At 49.2% G+C, this 15,772-nt stretch carries 15 protein-coding genes; 8 read left to right on the top strand and 7 right to left on the bottom strand.

Annotated elements, in window-relative coordinates:
- Window position 1: 1 nt before the first annotated feature.
- Complete coding sequence (locus AB9R92_RS12110) at window positions 2-520, bottom strand: YusW family protein (RefSeq protein ID WP_370669690.1); 519 nt, start codon at window positions 518-520, stop codon at window positions 2-4.
- A 148-nt stretch (window positions 521-668) separates the two neighbouring features.
- On the opposite strand from AB9R92_RS12110, the gene kynA reads away from it, so the two are divergent.
- The 3 genes from kynA to AB9R92_RS12125 are packed head-to-tail and all read left to right on the top strand — an operon-like array spanning window position 669 to window position 2,411.
- Entirely contained in the window at window positions 669-1,523 is an 855-nt protein-coding gene (gene kynA, locus AB9R92_RS12115; RefSeq protein WP_370669691.1) for a tryptophan 2,3-dioxygenase, read from the top strand.
- A 16-nt stretch (window positions 1,524-1,539) separates the two neighbouring features.
- Window positions 1,540-2,250 (top strand): glycerophosphodiester phosphodiesterase family protein, encoded by a 711-nt coding sequence (locus AB9R92_RS12120; protein ID WP_370669692.1) that lies wholly within the window; start codon window positions 1,540-1,542, stop codon window positions 2,248-2,250.
- Window positions 2,247-2,411 (top strand): hypothetical protein, encoded by a 165-nt coding sequence (locus AB9R92_RS12125; RefSeq protein ID WP_370669693.1) that lies wholly within the window; start codon window positions 2,247-2,249, stop codon window positions 2,409-2,411. The genes AB9R92_RS12120 and AB9R92_RS12125 overlap by 4 nt, the downstream gene beginning before the upstream one ends.
- Before the next feature lie 58 nt (window positions 2,412-2,469).
- Here the strand turns inward: AB9R92_RS12125 and AB9R92_RS12130 are convergent, their stop codons facing one another.
- The 4 genes from AB9R92_RS12130 to AB9R92_RS12145 all read right to left on the bottom strand — a co-directional run bounded on the left by AB9R92_RS12130 (window position 2,470) and on the right by AB9R92_RS12145 (window position 6,583).
- On the bottom strand, window positions 2,470-3,489 hold the full coding sequence (locus tag AB9R92_RS12130; RefSeq protein ID WP_370669694.1) for a DUF2804 domain-containing protein: 1,020 nt from the start codon (window positions 3,487-3,489) through the stop codon (window positions 2,470-2,472).
- 99 nt (window positions 3,490-3,588) lie between these two features.
- Window positions 3,589-4,452, bottom strand: a complete 864-nt coding sequence (locus AB9R92_RS12135) for a DegV family protein (RefSeq protein ID WP_370669695.1) — start codon at window positions 4,450-4,452, stop codon at window positions 3,589-3,591.
- Between the two features lie 103 nt (window positions 4,453-4,555).
- On the bottom strand, window positions 4,556-5,131 hold the full coding sequence (locus AB9R92_RS12140; protein ID WP_370669696.1) for a glycerol-3-phosphate acyltransferase: 576 nt from the start codon (window positions 5,129-5,131) through the stop codon (window positions 4,556-4,558).
- A gap of 72 nt (window positions 5,132-5,203) precedes the next feature.
- The gene (locus AB9R92_RS12145; RefSeq protein ID WP_370669697.1) at window positions 5,204-6,583 is read right to left on the bottom strand and encodes a dipeptidase; all 1,380 of its coding nucleotides are present in this window, start codon (window positions 6,581-6,583) and stop codon (window positions 5,204-5,206) included.
- A 150-nt stretch (window positions 6,584-6,733) separates the two neighbouring features.
- On the opposite strand from AB9R92_RS12145, the gene AB9R92_RS12150 reads away from it, so the two are divergent.
- The 3 genes from AB9R92_RS12150 (at window position 6,734) to AB9R92_RS12160 (ending at window position 10,241) form a co-directional block, all read left to right on the top strand.
- Window positions 6,734-8,008, top strand: coding sequence for a hemolysin family protein (locus AB9R92_RS12150; protein WP_370669698.1), 1,275 nt, complete (start codon window positions 6,734-6,736; stop codon window positions 8,006-8,008).
- Between the two features lie 137 nt (window positions 8,009-8,145).
- The gene (locus tag AB9R92_RS12155) at window positions 8,146-8,682 is read left to right on the top strand and encodes an RNA polymerase sigma factor (RefSeq protein WP_068870191.1); all 537 of its coding nucleotides are present in this window, start codon (window positions 8,146-8,148) and stop codon (window positions 8,680-8,682) included.
- A 110-nt stretch (window positions 8,683-8,792) separates the two neighbouring features.
- Window positions 8,793-10,241, top strand: a complete 1,449-nt coding sequence (locus AB9R92_RS12160) for a phospholipase D family protein (protein WP_370669699.1) — start codon at window positions 8,793-8,795, stop codon at window positions 10,239-10,241.
- A gap of 1,027 nt (window positions 10,242-11,268) precedes the next feature.
- On the opposite strand, the gene AB9R92_RS12165 is transcribed toward AB9R92_RS12160, so the two are convergent.
- Window positions 11,269-12,834 carry an ABC-F family ATP-binding cassette domain-containing protein gene (locus AB9R92_RS12165; RefSeq protein WP_370669700.1) on the bottom strand — a complete coding sequence of 522 codons (1,566 nt, stop codon included), beginning with the start codon at window positions 12,832-12,834 and terminating at the stop codon, window positions 11,269-11,271.
- A 37-nt stretch (window positions 12,835-12,871) separates the two neighbouring features.
- Entirely contained in the window at window positions 12,872-13,054 is a 183-nt protein-coding gene (locus AB9R92_RS12170) for an SE1832 family protein (RefSeq protein ID WP_068465777.1), read from the bottom strand.
- A 159-nt stretch (window positions 13,055-13,213) separates the two neighbouring features.
- On the opposite strand from AB9R92_RS12170, the gene AB9R92_RS12175 reads away from it, so the two are divergent.
- Together AB9R92_RS12175 and AB9R92_RS12180 are read left to right on the top strand one after the other, a co-directional pair.
- Window positions 13,214-15,037 (top strand): cation:proton antiporter, encoded by a 1,824-nt coding sequence (locus AB9R92_RS12175; protein ID WP_370669701.1) that lies wholly within the window; start codon window positions 13,214-13,216, stop codon window positions 15,035-15,037.
- A 152-nt stretch (window positions 15,038-15,189) separates the two neighbouring features.
- Window positions 15,190-15,759, top strand: coding sequence for an NADPH-dependent FMN reductase (locus tag AB9R92_RS12180; protein ID WP_101191391.1), 570 nt, complete (start codon window positions 15,190-15,192; stop codon window positions 15,757-15,759).
- The last annotated feature ends 13 nt before the right edge of the window (window positions 15,760-15,772 follow it).

Below are 15,772 nucleotides of genomic sequence, written 5' to 3' on the forward strand. Positions count from 1 at the left end.
CTTATTGATTTGTTTGTTCGTAATTTTTATCGGAGCCGTCTGCATAGTCTATTTCAATTTCGATTTTCTTGAAGCCGGGGTCGATGCCGAACGCTTCGACGATTTGGCTGATGACTTCATCATCCGGCGTATCAGGGGTTAAGTTCAACTGGGATAAGCCTTGTTCCATTTCATTGAAAGCGTCATCGCCTGTCAGGTCAACACCGTCGATTTTATTCTCATATTCGGCCTCTACCTGACCGCGCTCTTCTTCGTAGCTAAGATCTAGGGCATCATCCTGGTCTGGCATATCGACATCAACGGACAAGTCAGTAAATCCGTAAGTTTCGCCGTCCGTAGTTCCTTCAGTTCCGCCGCTTGGCGAAGCATCTTCAGTTGATTCGGCCTCTGGCGCTGTCGTTTCTTCAGGTGCCTCATCTGTTACAGGCTGCGTGACTTCCTCGTCATCGCCGCAAGCAGTTAGGGCAAGTGCAGCGGACATGATAAGAGCTGGGAAGATCAATTTTTTGTTTTTTATCATAGTATACAAACTCCCTCTCAATTTTAAGTGTTTACAGCTCTATTCCCGAATTTATGGAAGATAAGCAATGGAAATATGGAAAAGGTATCGCACAATAGTAATCAAGAGCAGAGTCGAGCACAAGCCGAGCTTGAATGGAGCCATTGAAATGGACAAATACAAAAACGGGCAGAATATCGCCGCTGCTAACGAACAGAATATCCGCACGGATTTCAAGGAAAGCATGACCTACGGCGATTATTTGCATCTCGACAAGCTATTATCAGCACAGGACGGCGTCAGCGGGCATCACGATGAATCGCTTTTCATCATCATCCATCAAGTATCGGAACTGTGGATGAAGCTGATCCTGCATGAGTTGTCAGCGGCCATCCGCCACATCGAAGCAGACGATCTGCAGCCGGCGTTCAAGCAATTGGCACGAGTATCGCGCATCCAATCGCAGATCATCCAAGGCTGGGATGTGCTGTCGACCTTAACGCCTGCCGAATACTTGGAGTTCCGGGATGACCTCGGCAATGCGAGCGGCTTTCAGTCCTACCAGTACCGCATGATTGAATTTGCGCTCGGCTATAAAACGAAGCATGTCTTGAGCATTTACGAAAAAGACCCAGTCTTGCACGAGCAGTTAACAGAAGCATTCCATGCACCGGGCTTATATGATGCCGCCATCCAAAAATTGGCGCGCAGCGGATTTGAGATTGACGAAAGTGTGCTTTCGCGGGATGTCAGCACAGTATATGAACCGAATGACAGCGTCCGTGAAGCGTGGAAGGAAATTTACCGCAATGTCGACGAGCATTGGGAGTTGTATCAATTGGCTGAGAAATTGGTCGATATCGAAGATTGGCTGCAGCAATGGCGTTTCCGCCACATGAAGACCGTAGAACGGATTATCGGCTTCAAACAGGGGACAGGCGGGTCGTCTGGCGTCAATTATTTGAAAAAAGTATTGGATCAATATTTCTTCCCGGAACTTTGGCAAATCCGGACAGACGTCTAATAGAGGAGGCTGGCTTATGGAGATTTTTGCGCATCGCGGAAGTTCGGGCACACATCCCGAAAATACGCTGCCTGCTTTTGTGGAAGCGGCGGCCTTGCCGGTTCACGGGGTGGAACTGGATGTTCATTTATCGAAAGACGGGGAGCTTGTCGTCATCCATGATGAAAAAGTGAACCGCACCACCAATGGCAAAGGCTATGTAAAAGACATGCCACTTGCCGAATTGAAACAACTGGATGCCGGCAACTGGAAAGCCGGCGAATGGGCTGGAACGGCGATTCCGACATTGGCGGAAGTTTTCGATGTGTTTAAAGACACCCGTCATGTGCTGAATGTCGAGCTTAAAACGGATGTATTTCCGTACCCGGGTGCCGTGGAAAAAGTGGCAAGGCTTGCCGCTGAGCAGGGGATGGAACATCAGCTCGTCATTTCTTCATTCAATCATCCGGATGTAAAATTGGCAGTGGATCGCCATCATGTGCCGGGAGCGATTTTGGCTTCCAATATTTTGGTGGATATGGCCGCTTACGCGGAGACGGTCGGGACAGAGCGGCTTCACTTGTCCTTGCCGTATGCGCTTCGCCACGGTGCCGAATTGGTTGAAAAAGGCTTGGCAGTCTATGTCTATACAGTAAACCGGCTGGATTATGCCGAGCAATTGCGGCAGATCGGCGCTTCGGGCATCTTCACGGATTATCCGCAAAAAATGCTGGAGGAATTGACATGAAACGAGCTGCATGGAGCATCTGGCTGCTTGCAGCACTGACTTTGGGAGTCACCGGTACTGCAGGCTGGCCGCTCGTCACAGGATTAATCCTGCTGCCTGTCTTTTTCATCGGAAAGCCATGGTATACGAGCTATACGAAGAAAACAGCTGAACACAAATAGAAAACCGCCTGATGGATGTCAATCCGACATCCATCAGGCGATTTTTCATTTGAAGTAATTACCATTTGGCGTAATGTTCTTCTGCAGAGCCGAGCAATTGGTGGATTTTGAGCTTCTTGCCGTCTGCGTAGCGGACATAGCCATTGTAATACCCGAACAATTGATGGACTTCCGATTTCACAAGACGCGCATTCGATTTCGAAACCCGCTCGTAAAAAGGGGTGAACGTCAATTTGACGTCATCGGTCAACTTTGTATGGATCAGCCAAGGCTTTTTGAAATCATCGGCATCGTAGCGGAAAATGACGTCTTCGCTGATTTTGGTCATGCGGCCATTGACGAAAAAAGCATTTTCCGTCATGCCTGTGCCGTCGGTCCATTTGCCGCCAAAATTCAAGCCGATGACTTTGCCGAGCGAGCGCTGGGAAGCCATCCCCCAGTTCCATGTCGCTTCACGCGGCCAGATGCCCCGGCCGTAGTCCAATACCGAGAAGCTATCCAATTCATCAAAATCATAGCGTTTTGACCCGATTTGGACAATGCCGGTTGTCGGCAAGGCGTGATGTTTTGCAGTGAATTGGAAGGTCTGGCGGTTCCAGGGAATGACGACGTTCAATGATTCCATTTCCTGCGGATGCGTAATCGTCAGCGAAGCATGCAGTTTCTCCCCTTCAAAGTCGGGGACGGTTACCGCTAACCGCGTCTTGCCATCTTCGTAGATCGAATGGACTGACATCTCGGAGTTGTGGAAAAGCGAGTTATCCAACACACTGTCAGATAGACGCAAGTTCCTGGAATACGGCACCATGACCGTTTTCTCGAAAAAGCGCTGCGTTTCATAATTCAGGAAATAAACAAAGCAGACAGCGGCATAATCCAGATGGCAGATGGTGGCCGAAAAAACGATCTCATCACCGAATACACACCAATAATTCCATTTTTTCTTGCGCAGGAAATTGCCTTTCAAATTGCACTCCACGAGCGGTTTCTTGGCGTAGCCGATGGCGTTAGGATTCAATTGGCCTTTGGCATCACATAATTTAACGTGTTCTGTAAGTTCCCGTTCCACATGTTGCATCGAATCCACCTCACTGTCTTTATATGCCCTTATTGTATCAGGAATTTCCGGATTTTACCGGAAAAATGCCGGAAGATGGGCACAAAGACTAGCTTTTTCTTATAGGTTTGCAGGCGGACGTCTCCACATAAAGGCTAAGGTGCCTTCTCCAGCATGAACGGCCAATGATGAACTCAAGTTGCCGATTAGCACTTCCGCTTCAGGCGCGAACTTCAAAAGTTCCGTTTTTAATTCTTCGGCCTGTTCAGGGATATGGCCATGCATGATTTGGAAGTAATTGATGCCGTATTGTTCGTGGTCCGCCTTGGCGCGTTCGAGCAAATACGCTAGCGCTTTCTTATGGGAACGTACCTTGTCGATCGGCTCCAGCTCGCCTTTTTCGGTGAGCTGGACGATCGGCTTGATCTTCAAGACACTCCCGATATAATACTGGGCGCCGCTCATCCGGCCGCCTTTGTACAATTGGCTCAAATTGCCGATCAGGATAAAATTGCGGAAATCTGTTGTTTCCTTCTCGAGGCGCTGGGTGATTTCTTCTGCAGAAAGCCCTTGTTCCTGAAGCGCCAAGCCGCGTTCAAGAAGCCCGGATAGCCCGTATGACAAAGCGAGTGAATCGACGGTATAAACCTTGAAGTCGGTCATTTCGGCACCGGTCATGGAAGAAGCGATCGTGCCGCTCAGTTTGGCCGAGGCATGGACAGCGATGGCGCATTCGTATTCCTCTTTCAGCTTTTCATAAAGTTCCGCAAACTTTCCTGCAGAAGGCTGGGAGGTCTTCGGGAAATCCTTCGAACTTTTCATGCGTGCATAGAGCTCGTCATTCGATAAGTCGATGCCATCGTCGATAAATTCCTCCGAGCCGAAATGGATATTCAGCGGCACAATATAAACATCGGGGTGCGATTTGAATTGTTCTGTGACGTATCCGGTCGTATCCATGATCCATGCAATTGGCTTTTTCATCGTAAAACCCCTATCTATTGAGTATTTTGAATAATAAAACTATAACACGGATAATAATATGGTCCTAGCTTTGTTGAATAAAAAATCTGCAATTACAGGACAGTCAGGCTTTATTCGAAGGAAACCTTGTTTCCACCGAAACTTTAATGTCTGCTTTGTGGCGAATCACAATAATAATAATGGCGAGAAACAGCGGCCAAACGACTGATTGTACCTGAAACGCAAAAGCGACGGCGAAAAACGCGCTGAATCCTGCGAGCATCGATAAAGTGGCGCTTTTCAGCCACGGATAGAACGCGAATGACAAGACGAGCATCGCCAAAAATAAATCGGGCGTCAGCCAAAATGCGACGCCGGCAAATGTCGAGATGCCTTTTCCGCCGCGGCCTTTTCGCCATAGCGGATAAATATGCCCGATGACTGAAAGCAACCCGGCGACGGCAACGGACCACAAAGGAAAATCAAGCCACAGGCCAGCCCATACGACGGCTGAACCTTTCAGGAAATCGCCGAGAAACACCAATAGGGAGGCTCTGCGCCCAAGTACGGCCAAGGCGTTGCGGGCGCCGGGATTTCCACTGCCTGAAGCAGTCAGGTCTACACCTTTCCATTTCCCTATCCACAGGGCGGTCAAAACAGTGCCAAGTAAATAACTGCCTATCCAATACAAAATAACCATCGTATCCCTCCAGCAAATAAATGCAATTTCATAAAAATAATAGCCTCCCCAAACCGGGGGAGGCTATAAAGATTATTGGCTTAGTGTGGATGCTTCAAACAAGTAATCGCTGATGACGCGGAGCCCTTTGTCGAAGTTCTCCAAATGAAAATGTTCATTTGGGGCATGGAAATTTTCTGACGCAAGGCCGAAGCCCATCAAGACGACAGGAAATCCGAGAATTTCATCGAACGCAGCGACGATCGGGATCGATCCGCCCATGCGCGTGAAGGCGGTCGGCACTTGGTAGATCTTTTCATAAGAGCGGCCCGCTGCCTGGATGGCGGGATGGTTATATGGCGTCAGGAACGGTTTGCCTTTATCGAATTCCATGATGTCGACTGTGACACCCGCGGGCTTATGCGCTTCAACATGCGCTTTCAGTTTGGCGATGATGTCATCCGGGTCCTGGTCTGGAACAAGGCGGCAAGTGATTTTCGAGCTGGCTTCTGCCGGCAGGACGGTCTTGATGCCTTCGCCTGAAAATCCTCCGGTGATGCCGTTGACTTCGAGCGTCGGGCGGATCCATGTGCGCTCGACGAATGAGTAGCCTGTCTCCCCGAAATCTTCCGTGATGCCGATTGCCTGCTTTTCATTTTCCAGATCGAAATCCAGTACGGCGAATTCCGCGCGTTCCTCGTCCGAGACGGGACGGACATCGTCATAGAAGCCTTCAACTTGGATGACGCCTTCTTTGTCGCGGAACGATTCGAGAATTTCCACGATGGCGTGGAGCGGGTTCTGGACAGCGCCGCCGTAAAGGCCGGAGTGCAAATCGCCTTTAGGGCCTTTGACGTCGATCTGGATGCCCGCAAGCCCGCGCAGCCCGTAACAGACAGCCGGGCGCCCTGGCCCTTGCATGCCGGTGTCGGAAATGACGATGACATCAGCCGCGAGTTTTTCTTTATTGTCTTCGACGTATTTCGGCAAGCTCGGGCTGCCAATCTCTTCTTCGCCTTCCAGGATGAACTTGATATTAACGGGAAGTTCGCCGTTTAAATGAAGAAGCGCTTCAACTGCTTTCATATGCATGAATACTTGGCCCTTATCGTCGCTCGCACCGCGTGCATACAATTTGTTGTCGCGCACATGCGGATCGAACGGCGGCGTTTCCCACAAGTGAAGCGGGTCGACCGGCTGGACATCGTAATGGCCGTACACAAGAATTGTCGGTTTGCCCTCGGCATGGAGCCAGTCTGCGTAGACCACGGGATGGCCGTCGGTTTCATCGATGCTGGCATTTTCAAGCCCGGCTTTAGTCAACGATTTGATAAGCCATTCCGCGCCTTTTTGCATATCGGCTTTATGTTCGGAAAGGGAGCTGACCGATGGAATGCGCAAAAAACTTTTCAATTCTTCGAGATGGGCCTGGCGGTGATCTTTGAAGTACTTATCGATTTGAGTGGCGTTCATAAAATCCCTGCTTTCCAGTATTTTTAGTATGTGGAAATTATAGCATAGCTAAGTTGTCCTTTTCGACAAGAGGAAAATTGCTGTGGTATTATGGATAATACGGAAACAGATCGAAAAAATTTGATATGTATGTTACTGGAGGAAGTAAATTTGTTTATAGCATTGGCTTTATTTCTGATCATGTCGTTTTTCCTGTCGGGAAGCGAAACGGCACTCACGGCAGTTAATAGGATGAAGGTCCATCTTCGCGCGGAGCAGGGGGACGTCAAAGCCCAAAAGCTCGAAAAATTGATCGCGAAGCCGGACCGGATGATTACGACTATTTTGATCGGTAATAATATTTCCAATATCATGCTGCCTACACTCGTCACGACGATCGCCATCACGGAAGGATGGGAAGTCGGGTTGGCGACAGCCATCTTGACGGTTGTCCTGATCATCTTCGGTGAAGTGCTGCCGAAGACCATTGCTGCAACGTTTGCGGATAAAATCGCATATATCGTAGCGCCGGTCATCGGATTTCTGGTAGTGATCTTTAAACCATTGACGTGGCTGCTCGCCCAGTTCACGAATATCTTTATCCGCATCATCTCCAAAGGCAGCGTCAAAGAAGCGACGATGACCAAAGAAGAGCTGCGGACGATGGTCGATATCGCGTCGACTGAAGGAACGTTTGAAGCGGACGAATCGGAGCGCATTAAAGGCGTGCTCGATTTTCCACATAAGGACGTGTCGGATGTCATGTCGACACACCGCACGGACACGGTCGGCATTTCGATTGACCTGACTTATGAAGAAGTCCGTGATTTAATCTTGGATTCCTCGTACACGCGTTATCCCGTGTACGAAGAAAGCATGGACAATGTTGTCGGTTTGTTCTATTCCAAAAAGCTCATCGAATGGTCGATGAACCCGAACTTGACCTTGACGGAACTGATGGATGACAATCCATTATTCGTCGTGCAATCGGTGAGCGTCGAGAAAGTATTCAAATTGATGATGGCGAAGAAAAAGCATATGGCCGTCATCTTGGACGAATACGGTGGAACGCTCGGGATCGTGACACACGAGGACATTATCGAGGAAATGATCGGGCAGGACATTGAAGACGAGACGGACGACGAAGACGATGAACTGGTCTTTGAAATCAACGACAGCCAATTGTCATGCCATGGCCGCCTGGAAATTGAAGATGTCAATGAAATGTTCGGAGTCGAAGTGCCGGAAGACCATGACACGATTGCTGGCTTTGTCATGCAGCAGCTTGGCCATGTGCCGGAAGTCGGCGAAGAATTCACTTACGAAAACTTGCACGTAGTCGTCAATGAAATGGACAGAAACCGCATCGAGCGGCTGACGATCACAAAACTCGCTGAACCTGAAGAACGGGAAACAATCAGCGAAAACGCAGCCAAAAGACAATAAGCAAAAGTCGTCCCGAATGTGGGGCGGCTTTTTTATTTCTTACAACATTGTAAGGAGACTGAAAGAGGGAACGATAGAGCGTAAGCCGAAACTCAGGCACAATAAGGGCATAAGATCACCGGACGGAGGTAACACCGATGGAAGAGCTATATGCCGAATATAACCGCTATATCTATCATTTATGCCTGAAACTTACCCGCAACAAAGCCGAAGCTGAAGACTTGATGCAGGAAGTATGGCTGAAAGTAGTACGCTATGAATCCTCAATCGCCGAAGTCGACCATGCCAAAGCCTGGCTGACGACCATTTGCATGAATACATTCCGTGACCGCTACCGCAAAAACGTGCGCCGCAGCAAACACATCGCCAATCAGCCGGAAGGGCTCGACGTCTCGCTGCTGGATTTGATCCCAACTGATGAGACCGGGACTGCTGAATTACTGGAAAAACAAGATGTCTCTGTCATGATCCGCCACAAGATTTCGGAACTGGATGCGATTTACCGGACGACGATCGTTTACTTTTACGTCCATCAATATTCACTCGTGGAAATCGCTGAGACGATGAAAGTGTCGATCGGCACGGTGAAATCCCGCCTGCACCGCGGCAAACAGCGCTTGAAAGACATGCTTATGGAAGATGTAAGAACCCGCGAATATGTAGTAATTGCTTAATATTGCCGAAATCCCAGCTGAAGAGTGGCTGGGGTTTTTATATGGAAAATAATAACTGATATTTTTCTGTGGCCCTTCCGCTTATAATGAAGCAAAGGGGCGGGAACTTAATGAAAAAAATCAAGAGTTACAGCAAGCGTCGACGCATTATCATGGGCGTCGTGGGAGTGCTTGCTGCGATGTATATAATTGTCATTATTTGGCAAACGTTTAAACCCTTGCCGGAAGGCGTTTCATTCGCAGGCGAGCTGCACAGTGCCGAGCAAGTGGAGATGATTTATGACCTCAGTTTTGCGCAGGATAAAAACGGCAAGGGCTTGCAACATGAAATGAGGATTTTTGATGAAATTAACGGTTTGATCGATCGGGCGGACGAATTTTTAGTCCTCGATTTTTTCTTATTCGATAATTTCAATGACCAGGACGAAGAGTTTCCTGCCATTGCGGAACGTTTGGCCGATCACTTGATAGCAAAAAAGCAGGAAAATCCGGATTTTCAAATTTATTTTATTTCGGACCCGTTGAACACGGGTTATGGGTCGTACGACAGCCTCCTTCTTTCTGCACTTGAAGCGGAAGGGATAGAAGTCATCCTGACAGACCTTGACAAATTGCGCGATTCGATGCCTTTATATTCAGGGCTGTACCGGGTGATTTTCCAGTGGTTCGATAACGACGGAAAAGGCTGGATAAAAAATGGGATGTCGAGCGATGCTCCCGATATGACACTCTCGTCCTATATGAAGTTGATGAATGTTAAGGCGAATCATCGCAAAACCATCATTTCTGAAAAAGAGGCGATTGTCAGCTCCGCCAATCCACATAACGTAAGTGGCTTCCACGGCAATATGGCGTTTCGGGTGAGCGGGCCTGTATTAGACGATATGCTCGAAGCTGAAGAAGCGGTCTCCCACATGTCTGGAGGCGCCGATTTCCCACGGGCACAGGCGCCTGAACAGGAGGGAGAGTACGGTGTTCAATACGTCACCGAACGCCAAGTGCAAAAAGCTTTGCTGGAGCATATCAATGATACCGAGCCGGGCGACAGCATCCGCATGGCCATGTTTTATTTGTCCGAAAGCGATATTATGGACAGCTTGGTCGAGGCTACCAACCGGGGGGTGGATGTCCGGCTCGTGCTGGACCCCAATGCGAACGCATTCGGAAACGAAAAGACCGGGTTGCCTAACCGCCCCGCAGTCCACGAAATGCGCGCCGCAACCGATGATGAAATGCAAGTGCGCTGGTACAACGCTGTGATCGGGCAATTCCATACAAAAGCGACAATGATCAAGAAACAGGAAGAAACGGTCATTGTCAGCGGAGCAGCCAATCTGACAGAAAGGGCCTTAAGGGATTATAACCTGGAAGCGGATATCCTGATCAAAGCGCCGACCGACAGCGAACTGGTCGGGGATCTCGACACTTATTTCGACCGGCTTTGGGATAATGAAGATGCTCTTTATACGCTGGATGTGGAAGAATATCAAGACGACTTCACCTTCTGGCAGCGCGGCATCTATAACTTCCAAAAACTCTTCAAGCTGACGACTTATTGAAAATAAATAAGTAAGTAATATGAGAAACAGAGTAAGTATGAATAGCTTGTGCTATTCGACTGTGCTTCAATGGCTACTTGTGGCCAGCAGGATACCAGAGAAATAAAAAGAAGTGAGTGGAAAAGCTTCCGCTTTTCGACTACGTTGCAGGAGGCTGCTTGCCGTGGGGCGGGTATTGAGCCAACGTGCCGCAAAGGACGCGACACGATTGTCTCGCCAGCCCGCGCGGTCCCACAGGCGTCAGCCCCCTTCCACTTCGTCTCTAGTTTTAGAGGGGAAGAAAACTTCTTCTGTCCACTCGATAGAAAATGAGGAAATGCTTCATGTTTTGTAGCTCAAGTTATCTATAGTCTGGAGAGGCTAGTTAGTTCCGATCCACCAATAAAATTTTTGGCTGAAGCACCAACGTGCCAGACGCTGCATCCCGGGAAGCGATTCCCCCACTAGCCGGCAACTCGTACAGAAGCAGATCTGATTAAACGCACCCCCATCAATAAGGTCTTCAAGCCGCCCAGCGTAAAAGGGTGAGCCGAAGCAGTAAGTGAAAGCTGCATCCAATCATCATATAAAACGGCTTGCTCAACTTTCGCTACGCTCAAGCATCACAGATGAATTGGCTCAACTTCCTTTCGCCAATTCATTACTGCCAGAGGCCAACCCAAAGCAGGGCGGCGACTAGTGAGCTGAAGCAAAATGGAGGTTGGGAACGATTCCACAAACAAACTCTAATATCTCAGTCGAAACTAGACCAGGGAAGCGATTTCCCCACTAGCCGGCAACTACCTAAAGAAGCAGATCTATTTAAACGCACCGGAATCAATGAAATCTTCATGCCGGCCAGCGTAAAAGGGTGAGCCGATGCTGTAAGACAGGTGTTATTCCTGGCTTGCGGCAAGAGGCCAACCCAAAGCCAGGCGGCGACTAGCGAGGTGAAGCAAAAATAGAATTTAGGAACGATTCCACACACAAAATTCCGCATCAAAAAACCGCTGCACACGAAATTTCACGTGTGCAGCGGTTTTTAAATTTATTCTTCGTTCTGCTTGCCGGCTTCGATCCATTCCTCGACGTTCCAGACTTTCGTGGCAAGGCCGTCGTAGAAATCCGGTTCGTGGCTGACGAGGACGATTGTGCCTTTATAGGCTTGCATCGCGCGCTTCAGTTCGGCTTTCGCATCGATGTCCAAGTGGTTCGTCGGTTCATCAAAGATCAGCCAATTGCTTTCTTCAAGCATCAATTTGCACAAGCGCACTTTCGCTTGCTCGCCGCCGCTCAATTGGTTCATCGGGCGGCCGATGTGTTCGCTCTTCAATCCGGTGCGGGCAAGGGCGCCGCGCACTTGGCCCTGGTCCATTGAAGGATAGGCATCCCAGATCTCGTCAATCGGGCGATGCGTCGGTGCTTTGACTTCCTGTTCGAAATAACTAGGCGTCAAGTATTCCCCGCGGATGACGTCCCCATCAAGCGGCTTGATCTTGCCGAGCATCGTCTTGAGCAAGGTCGATTTCCCGACACCGTTCATGCCGACAAGCGCGATTTTTTCGCCGCGTTCGATCATGAACGACAATGGCGGTAGCAATGGCTTGTCGTAGCCGATGCGGAGCGCTTCCGCTTCGACGACATAGCGGCTTGGGCTGCGCGTTTCCTTGAAGGCGAATTGCGGCTTGGCTGCCATTTCCGGTTTCTCGATGCGGTCCATGCGATCCAATTGCTTCTGGCGGGATTTCGCGCGTCCGGTAGTTGAAGCGCGCGCTTTGTTTTTCGCGATGAAGGTCTCGGTTTTCTTGATCATGTCTTCTTGTTTTTCGTAAGCTTCGAGATGCTGTTTTTTCGCCAATTCCGCAAGCTCGATGAACTTCTCATAAGAGGCGGTATAGCGGTTCAAACGGGAGAACTCCAAGTGGAAAATCACTCCGGTCACCGAACTCATGAATTCCGTATCATGCGAAATGAGCAGAAACGCGTGCGGATAGTTTTTCAAGTAATTGACGAGCCACTGGATATGTTCTTCATCCAGATAGTTGGTTGGCTCATCTAGCAATAGCACTTTCGGTTTTTCCAGCAATAGTTTCGCCAATAAAAGTTTGGTCCGTTGTCCGCCGGAAAGCGATTCGACGCTGCGTTCAAGCCCGATGGCGTCGAGCCCAAGCCCGCGAGCGATTTCTTCCACTTTGACATCCAAAGTATAGAAATCGCCGGCATCCAGTGCATCCTGCACTTCAGCCATCTGCTCGAGCAAAGTTTCGAGCTGTTCCGGGTCGGCTTCGCCCATTTGCATGGCGATATCGTTCAATTCTTTTTCTTTTTCATAAAGCGGCAAGAAGGCATCCTGCAAAGTTTGGCGGATGGTGCGTCCTGGCGCCAACTGTGTGTGCTGGTCCAAATATCCGTAATGGGTCTTCGGCTGCCATTCGACTTTTCCTCCGTCATGGATTTGCTTGCCTGTCAAAATATTCATCAGTGTCGATTTTCCGACACCGTTCGCCCCGACCAGCCCGACATGTTCCCCTTCGACTAAACGAAAAGAAATGTCGTTGAATAAGGTACGGTCACCGAATGTGTGGCTCAGGTTTTCTACTGTCAATAAACTCATGTATATGTTCCTCCACTTTCCATAAAAAAAACCGCGGTTAAAGTTCCGCGAGTTTTTTGTTTAATTCCGCAAGACGCTGTTCCATTTTTTCAAGCCGTTCTTCGGCTTTGTCGACCATTTTAGTGTGGCCGGTTGTTTCCAGTTTTTCAATATCGCCCTGTTGGCGTACATAATCGCTCTTCAGTTCGGCGATGGCGTATTCGATTTCCTGCTTGTTCAACAAAATCACCCTAGTTTTTCTCTGTATTGTACCACAAGTAGAGAAAATTTAAATCGATACGCTTGGCTTCTCGCTTTCATTGCGCACGGCAACTCCTTTATAATAACAAAAAAATGAAAAAGGAAGTGAGATGCCATCGACAGTTTATTGTTTGATCTTATGTTAATTATTTTCCTCGGCGTTCTGTCGCAATGGATCGCCTGGCGTCTCCGCCTTCCAGCAATTGTGTTGATGTCGATTGCCGGGTTGCTGATTGGCCCGATATTCGCCGTGATTTCCCCGGAAGAAAGTTTCGGCGATTTATTCCGGCCGCTTGTGTCGCTTGCCGTTGCCATTATCTTATTCGAAGGCAGCTTGAACTTGAATTTCAAGGAGATTCGCGGATTCAATAAGCCGGTGTGGCGAATCGTCACATTCGGTGCTTTACTTGCCTGGGCGGGAGGCACCTTGGCTTCCCATTATGTCGCCGGCCTTTCATGGGCAGTGTCGTTTGTGATCGGCGGCTTGTTCATCGTGACAGGGCCGACCGTCATCATGCCGCTGCTTCGCCAAGCCAAGCTGAAATCCCGCCCTGCAGCCTTATTGAAATGGGAAGGCATCATCGTTGACCCGTTCGGTGCATTATTGGCTTTGTTTGCATTCCAATTCGTATTATTCGCAGAAGGGGATGTGACGGCAGCTGCATTCGGCCTGTTCTTCCTGGCTTCGCTGTTCGCCACTGTGATCGGTGCGGGGGCAGGGCTCGGAATGGGCTGGATGTTCGAGCGCGGCCAAATTCCGGAATTCTTAAAATCGCCGATGGTGTTCGGCGTGGTGTTATTGACCTTTGTTATGTCAGACATCGTGATGCATGAAACTGGTTTGCTTGCGGTAACGGCGATGGGAATGGTGATGGCCAATATGAATATCACATCGATCAATGAGATGCGCCATTTCAAAGAGACGATGTCCATTCTATTGATTTCCAGCGTGTTTTTGATGCTGACAGCTTCACTCAGCATGGAAGTACTGTTTGAAATCTTCAATTGGTCCATCATTTCCTTTGTGTTGGTCATGCTATTTATCGTCCGGCCCTTGTCTATCTGGGTGTCGACAATCGGCACCGACTTGAGCTGGCAGGAAAAAGCCTTGGTCGGATGGATCGCTCCCCGGGGCATCGTCGCATTGACCGTGTCCGGTTATTTCGCAAGCGTCTTATTGGATGCCGGATTTGAAGACGCAGAACTTTTGACGGCACTGACGTTTGCGCTCGTGTTCTCCACAGTAGTTGCGCACGGCTTTTCCATTACCTGGGTCGGACGCAAATTGGGGCTCGCTTCCTCAGAAGAGCCTGGGATCATTATCGTTGGCGCCAGCAAGTTCACTATTGCGCTGGCGAAAGCCCTCTATGATATGGGCAAAAATGTGCTGCTCATCGATGATTCCTGGGGCCGCCTGCAAAAAGCGCGTCAGTATGGGATTAAAACATACGTCGGGAATATTTTATCGGAGCACACTGAGTATGAAGTGGAATTCACGCCTTACGAGAAGATGCTTGTGGCATCGGAGACGGATTCCTTCAACGCGCTTGTCGTCAATAACTTCGTTCCGGAAATGGGCCGCATCAATTTGTTCCAGACGGCACTTCATCAAGGCGACCCGGCCGATTTCCATTCGTCACTGAGCGGCAGGATCCTCTTCACGGAAGACTGGAATATCCATGCACTCGATGAAAAAGGGGAGCAAGGATATGCCATCCGCTCCACGAAACTGACGGAACGTTTCACTTATGAGGAATTCAATAAGAAATGGTCGGCCAATACGATTCCGTTATTCATCGAAACGGCACAAGGAAACATCGAATTCTTCACTTCCGATAAAGTATTGGAGCCGAAGCAAGGCGATACCATTGTCAGCTTCACAGGCCCAGAGCGCGATTCCGACCGCATCCAAGAACGTTTGGAGAATAAACGCATCAAAAAGGATTCTCAGACTAAAGAATGAAATCTTTCATTATAAGCCCTATCGATACGCACGGGAAATGCGTTTTTGCTATGATAAACAATAGCTGCAGCATACACTGCACCAGATAATCAATGGGAAAAGGCAGTGGAACCCGCTGCCCGCTTACACGTAGTCAAGGAGGATTCAGGATCATGAAGATTTTATTAGTGGATGGAACAATACTGGGGCGCAAGACCGGCGCTGTATTGGAACAGGTCAAAGTCTATCTCGAGCGGGAGAATCCGGAGATGGAATTAAGCATTTTGAATATGAGCGAATATGAGCATCAATTTGTAGATGGCCGCCCAAACGCGGAATACAATGACAGCATGCGTGAAATGGTGCAGCGTTTTGAAGAAGCGGACGGCTATATCATTGCCTCGCCGATTTTCCAAGGCTCGATTCCAGGTGTCTTGAAAAACGCATTCGACATGCTGCACCCACGGACGATGCGCTACAAACCGGTGTCGATCGTCGCAAATGGCGGCACGTATCAGCATCACTTGGTCATCGAGAATCAGCTGAAACCGATTCTTGATTATTTCCGCTGCCTCGTGACGCCGAACTACGTCTACACGCACACAAGCCATTTCGATGACACGAACGCCATCATCAATGACGATGTCCATGACCGCCTGCGCGAACTCGCCCGCGTATTTGTGCAATATGCAGAGATGAGCACCCACCTTTCAAAAGAAACACTCGATATCGACGACCATTAAAAAAACCTCCCTC

Origin of the sequence: Planococcus sp. SSTMD024 (assembly GCF_041320495.1) — a bacterium.
Classification (GTDB): Bacteria; Bacillota; Bacilli; order Bacillales_A; family Planococcaceae; genus Planococcus.

What these genes read in the sequence shown, in the direction of transcription:
- AB9R92_RS12110 (WP_370669690.1), bottom strand. Translation starts at nt 520, where the DNA reads ATGATAAAAAACAAAAAATTGATCTTCCCAGCTCTTATCATGTCCGCT.
- kynA (WP_370669691.1), top strand. Translation starts at nt 669, where the DNA reads ATGGACAAATACAAAAACGGGCAGAATATCGCCGCTGCTAACGAACAG.
- AB9R92_RS12120 (WP_370669692.1), top strand. Translation starts at nt 1,540, where the DNA reads ATGGAGATTTTTGCGCATCGCGGAAGTTCGGGCACACATCCCGAAAAT.
- AB9R92_RS12125 (WP_370669693.1), top strand. Translation starts at nt 2,247, where the DNA reads ATGAAACGAGCTGCATGGAGCATCTGGCTGCTTGCAGCACTGACTTTG.
- AB9R92_RS12130 (WP_370669694.1), bottom strand. Translation starts at nt 3,489, where the DNA reads ATGCAACATGTGGAACGGGAACTTACAGAACACGTTAAATTATGTGAT.
- AB9R92_RS12135 (WP_370669695.1), bottom strand. Translation starts at nt 4,452, where the DNA reads ATGAAAAAGCCAATTGCATGGATCATGGATACGACCGGATACGTCACA.
- AB9R92_RS12140 (WP_370669696.1), bottom strand. Translation starts at nt 5,131, where the DNA reads ATGGTTATTTTGTATTGGATAGGCAGTTATTTACTTGGCACTGTTTTG.
- AB9R92_RS12145 (WP_370669697.1), bottom strand. Translation starts at nt 6,583, where the DNA reads ATGAACGCCACTCAAATCGATAAGTACTTCAAAGATCACCGCCAGGCC.
- AB9R92_RS12155 (WP_068870191.1), top strand. Translation starts at nt 8,146, where the DNA reads ATGGAAGAGCTATATGCCGAATATAACCGCTATATCTATCATTTATGC.
- AB9R92_RS12160 (WP_370669699.1), top strand. Translation starts at nt 8,793, where the DNA reads ATGAAAAAAATCAAGAGTTACAGCAAGCGTCGACGCATTATCATGGGC.
- AB9R92_RS12165 (WP_370669700.1), bottom strand. Translation starts at nt 12,834, where the DNA reads ATGAGTTTATTGACAGTAGAAAACCTGAGCCACACATTCGGTGACCGT.
- AB9R92_RS12175 (WP_370669701.1), top strand. Translation starts at nt 13,214, where the DNA reads ATGTTAATTATTTTCCTCGGCGTTCTGTCGCAATGGATCGCCTGGCGT.
- AB9R92_RS12180 (WP_101191391.1), top strand. Translation starts at nt 15,190, where the DNA reads ATGAAGATTTTATTAGTGGATGGAACAATACTGGGGCGCAAGACCGGC.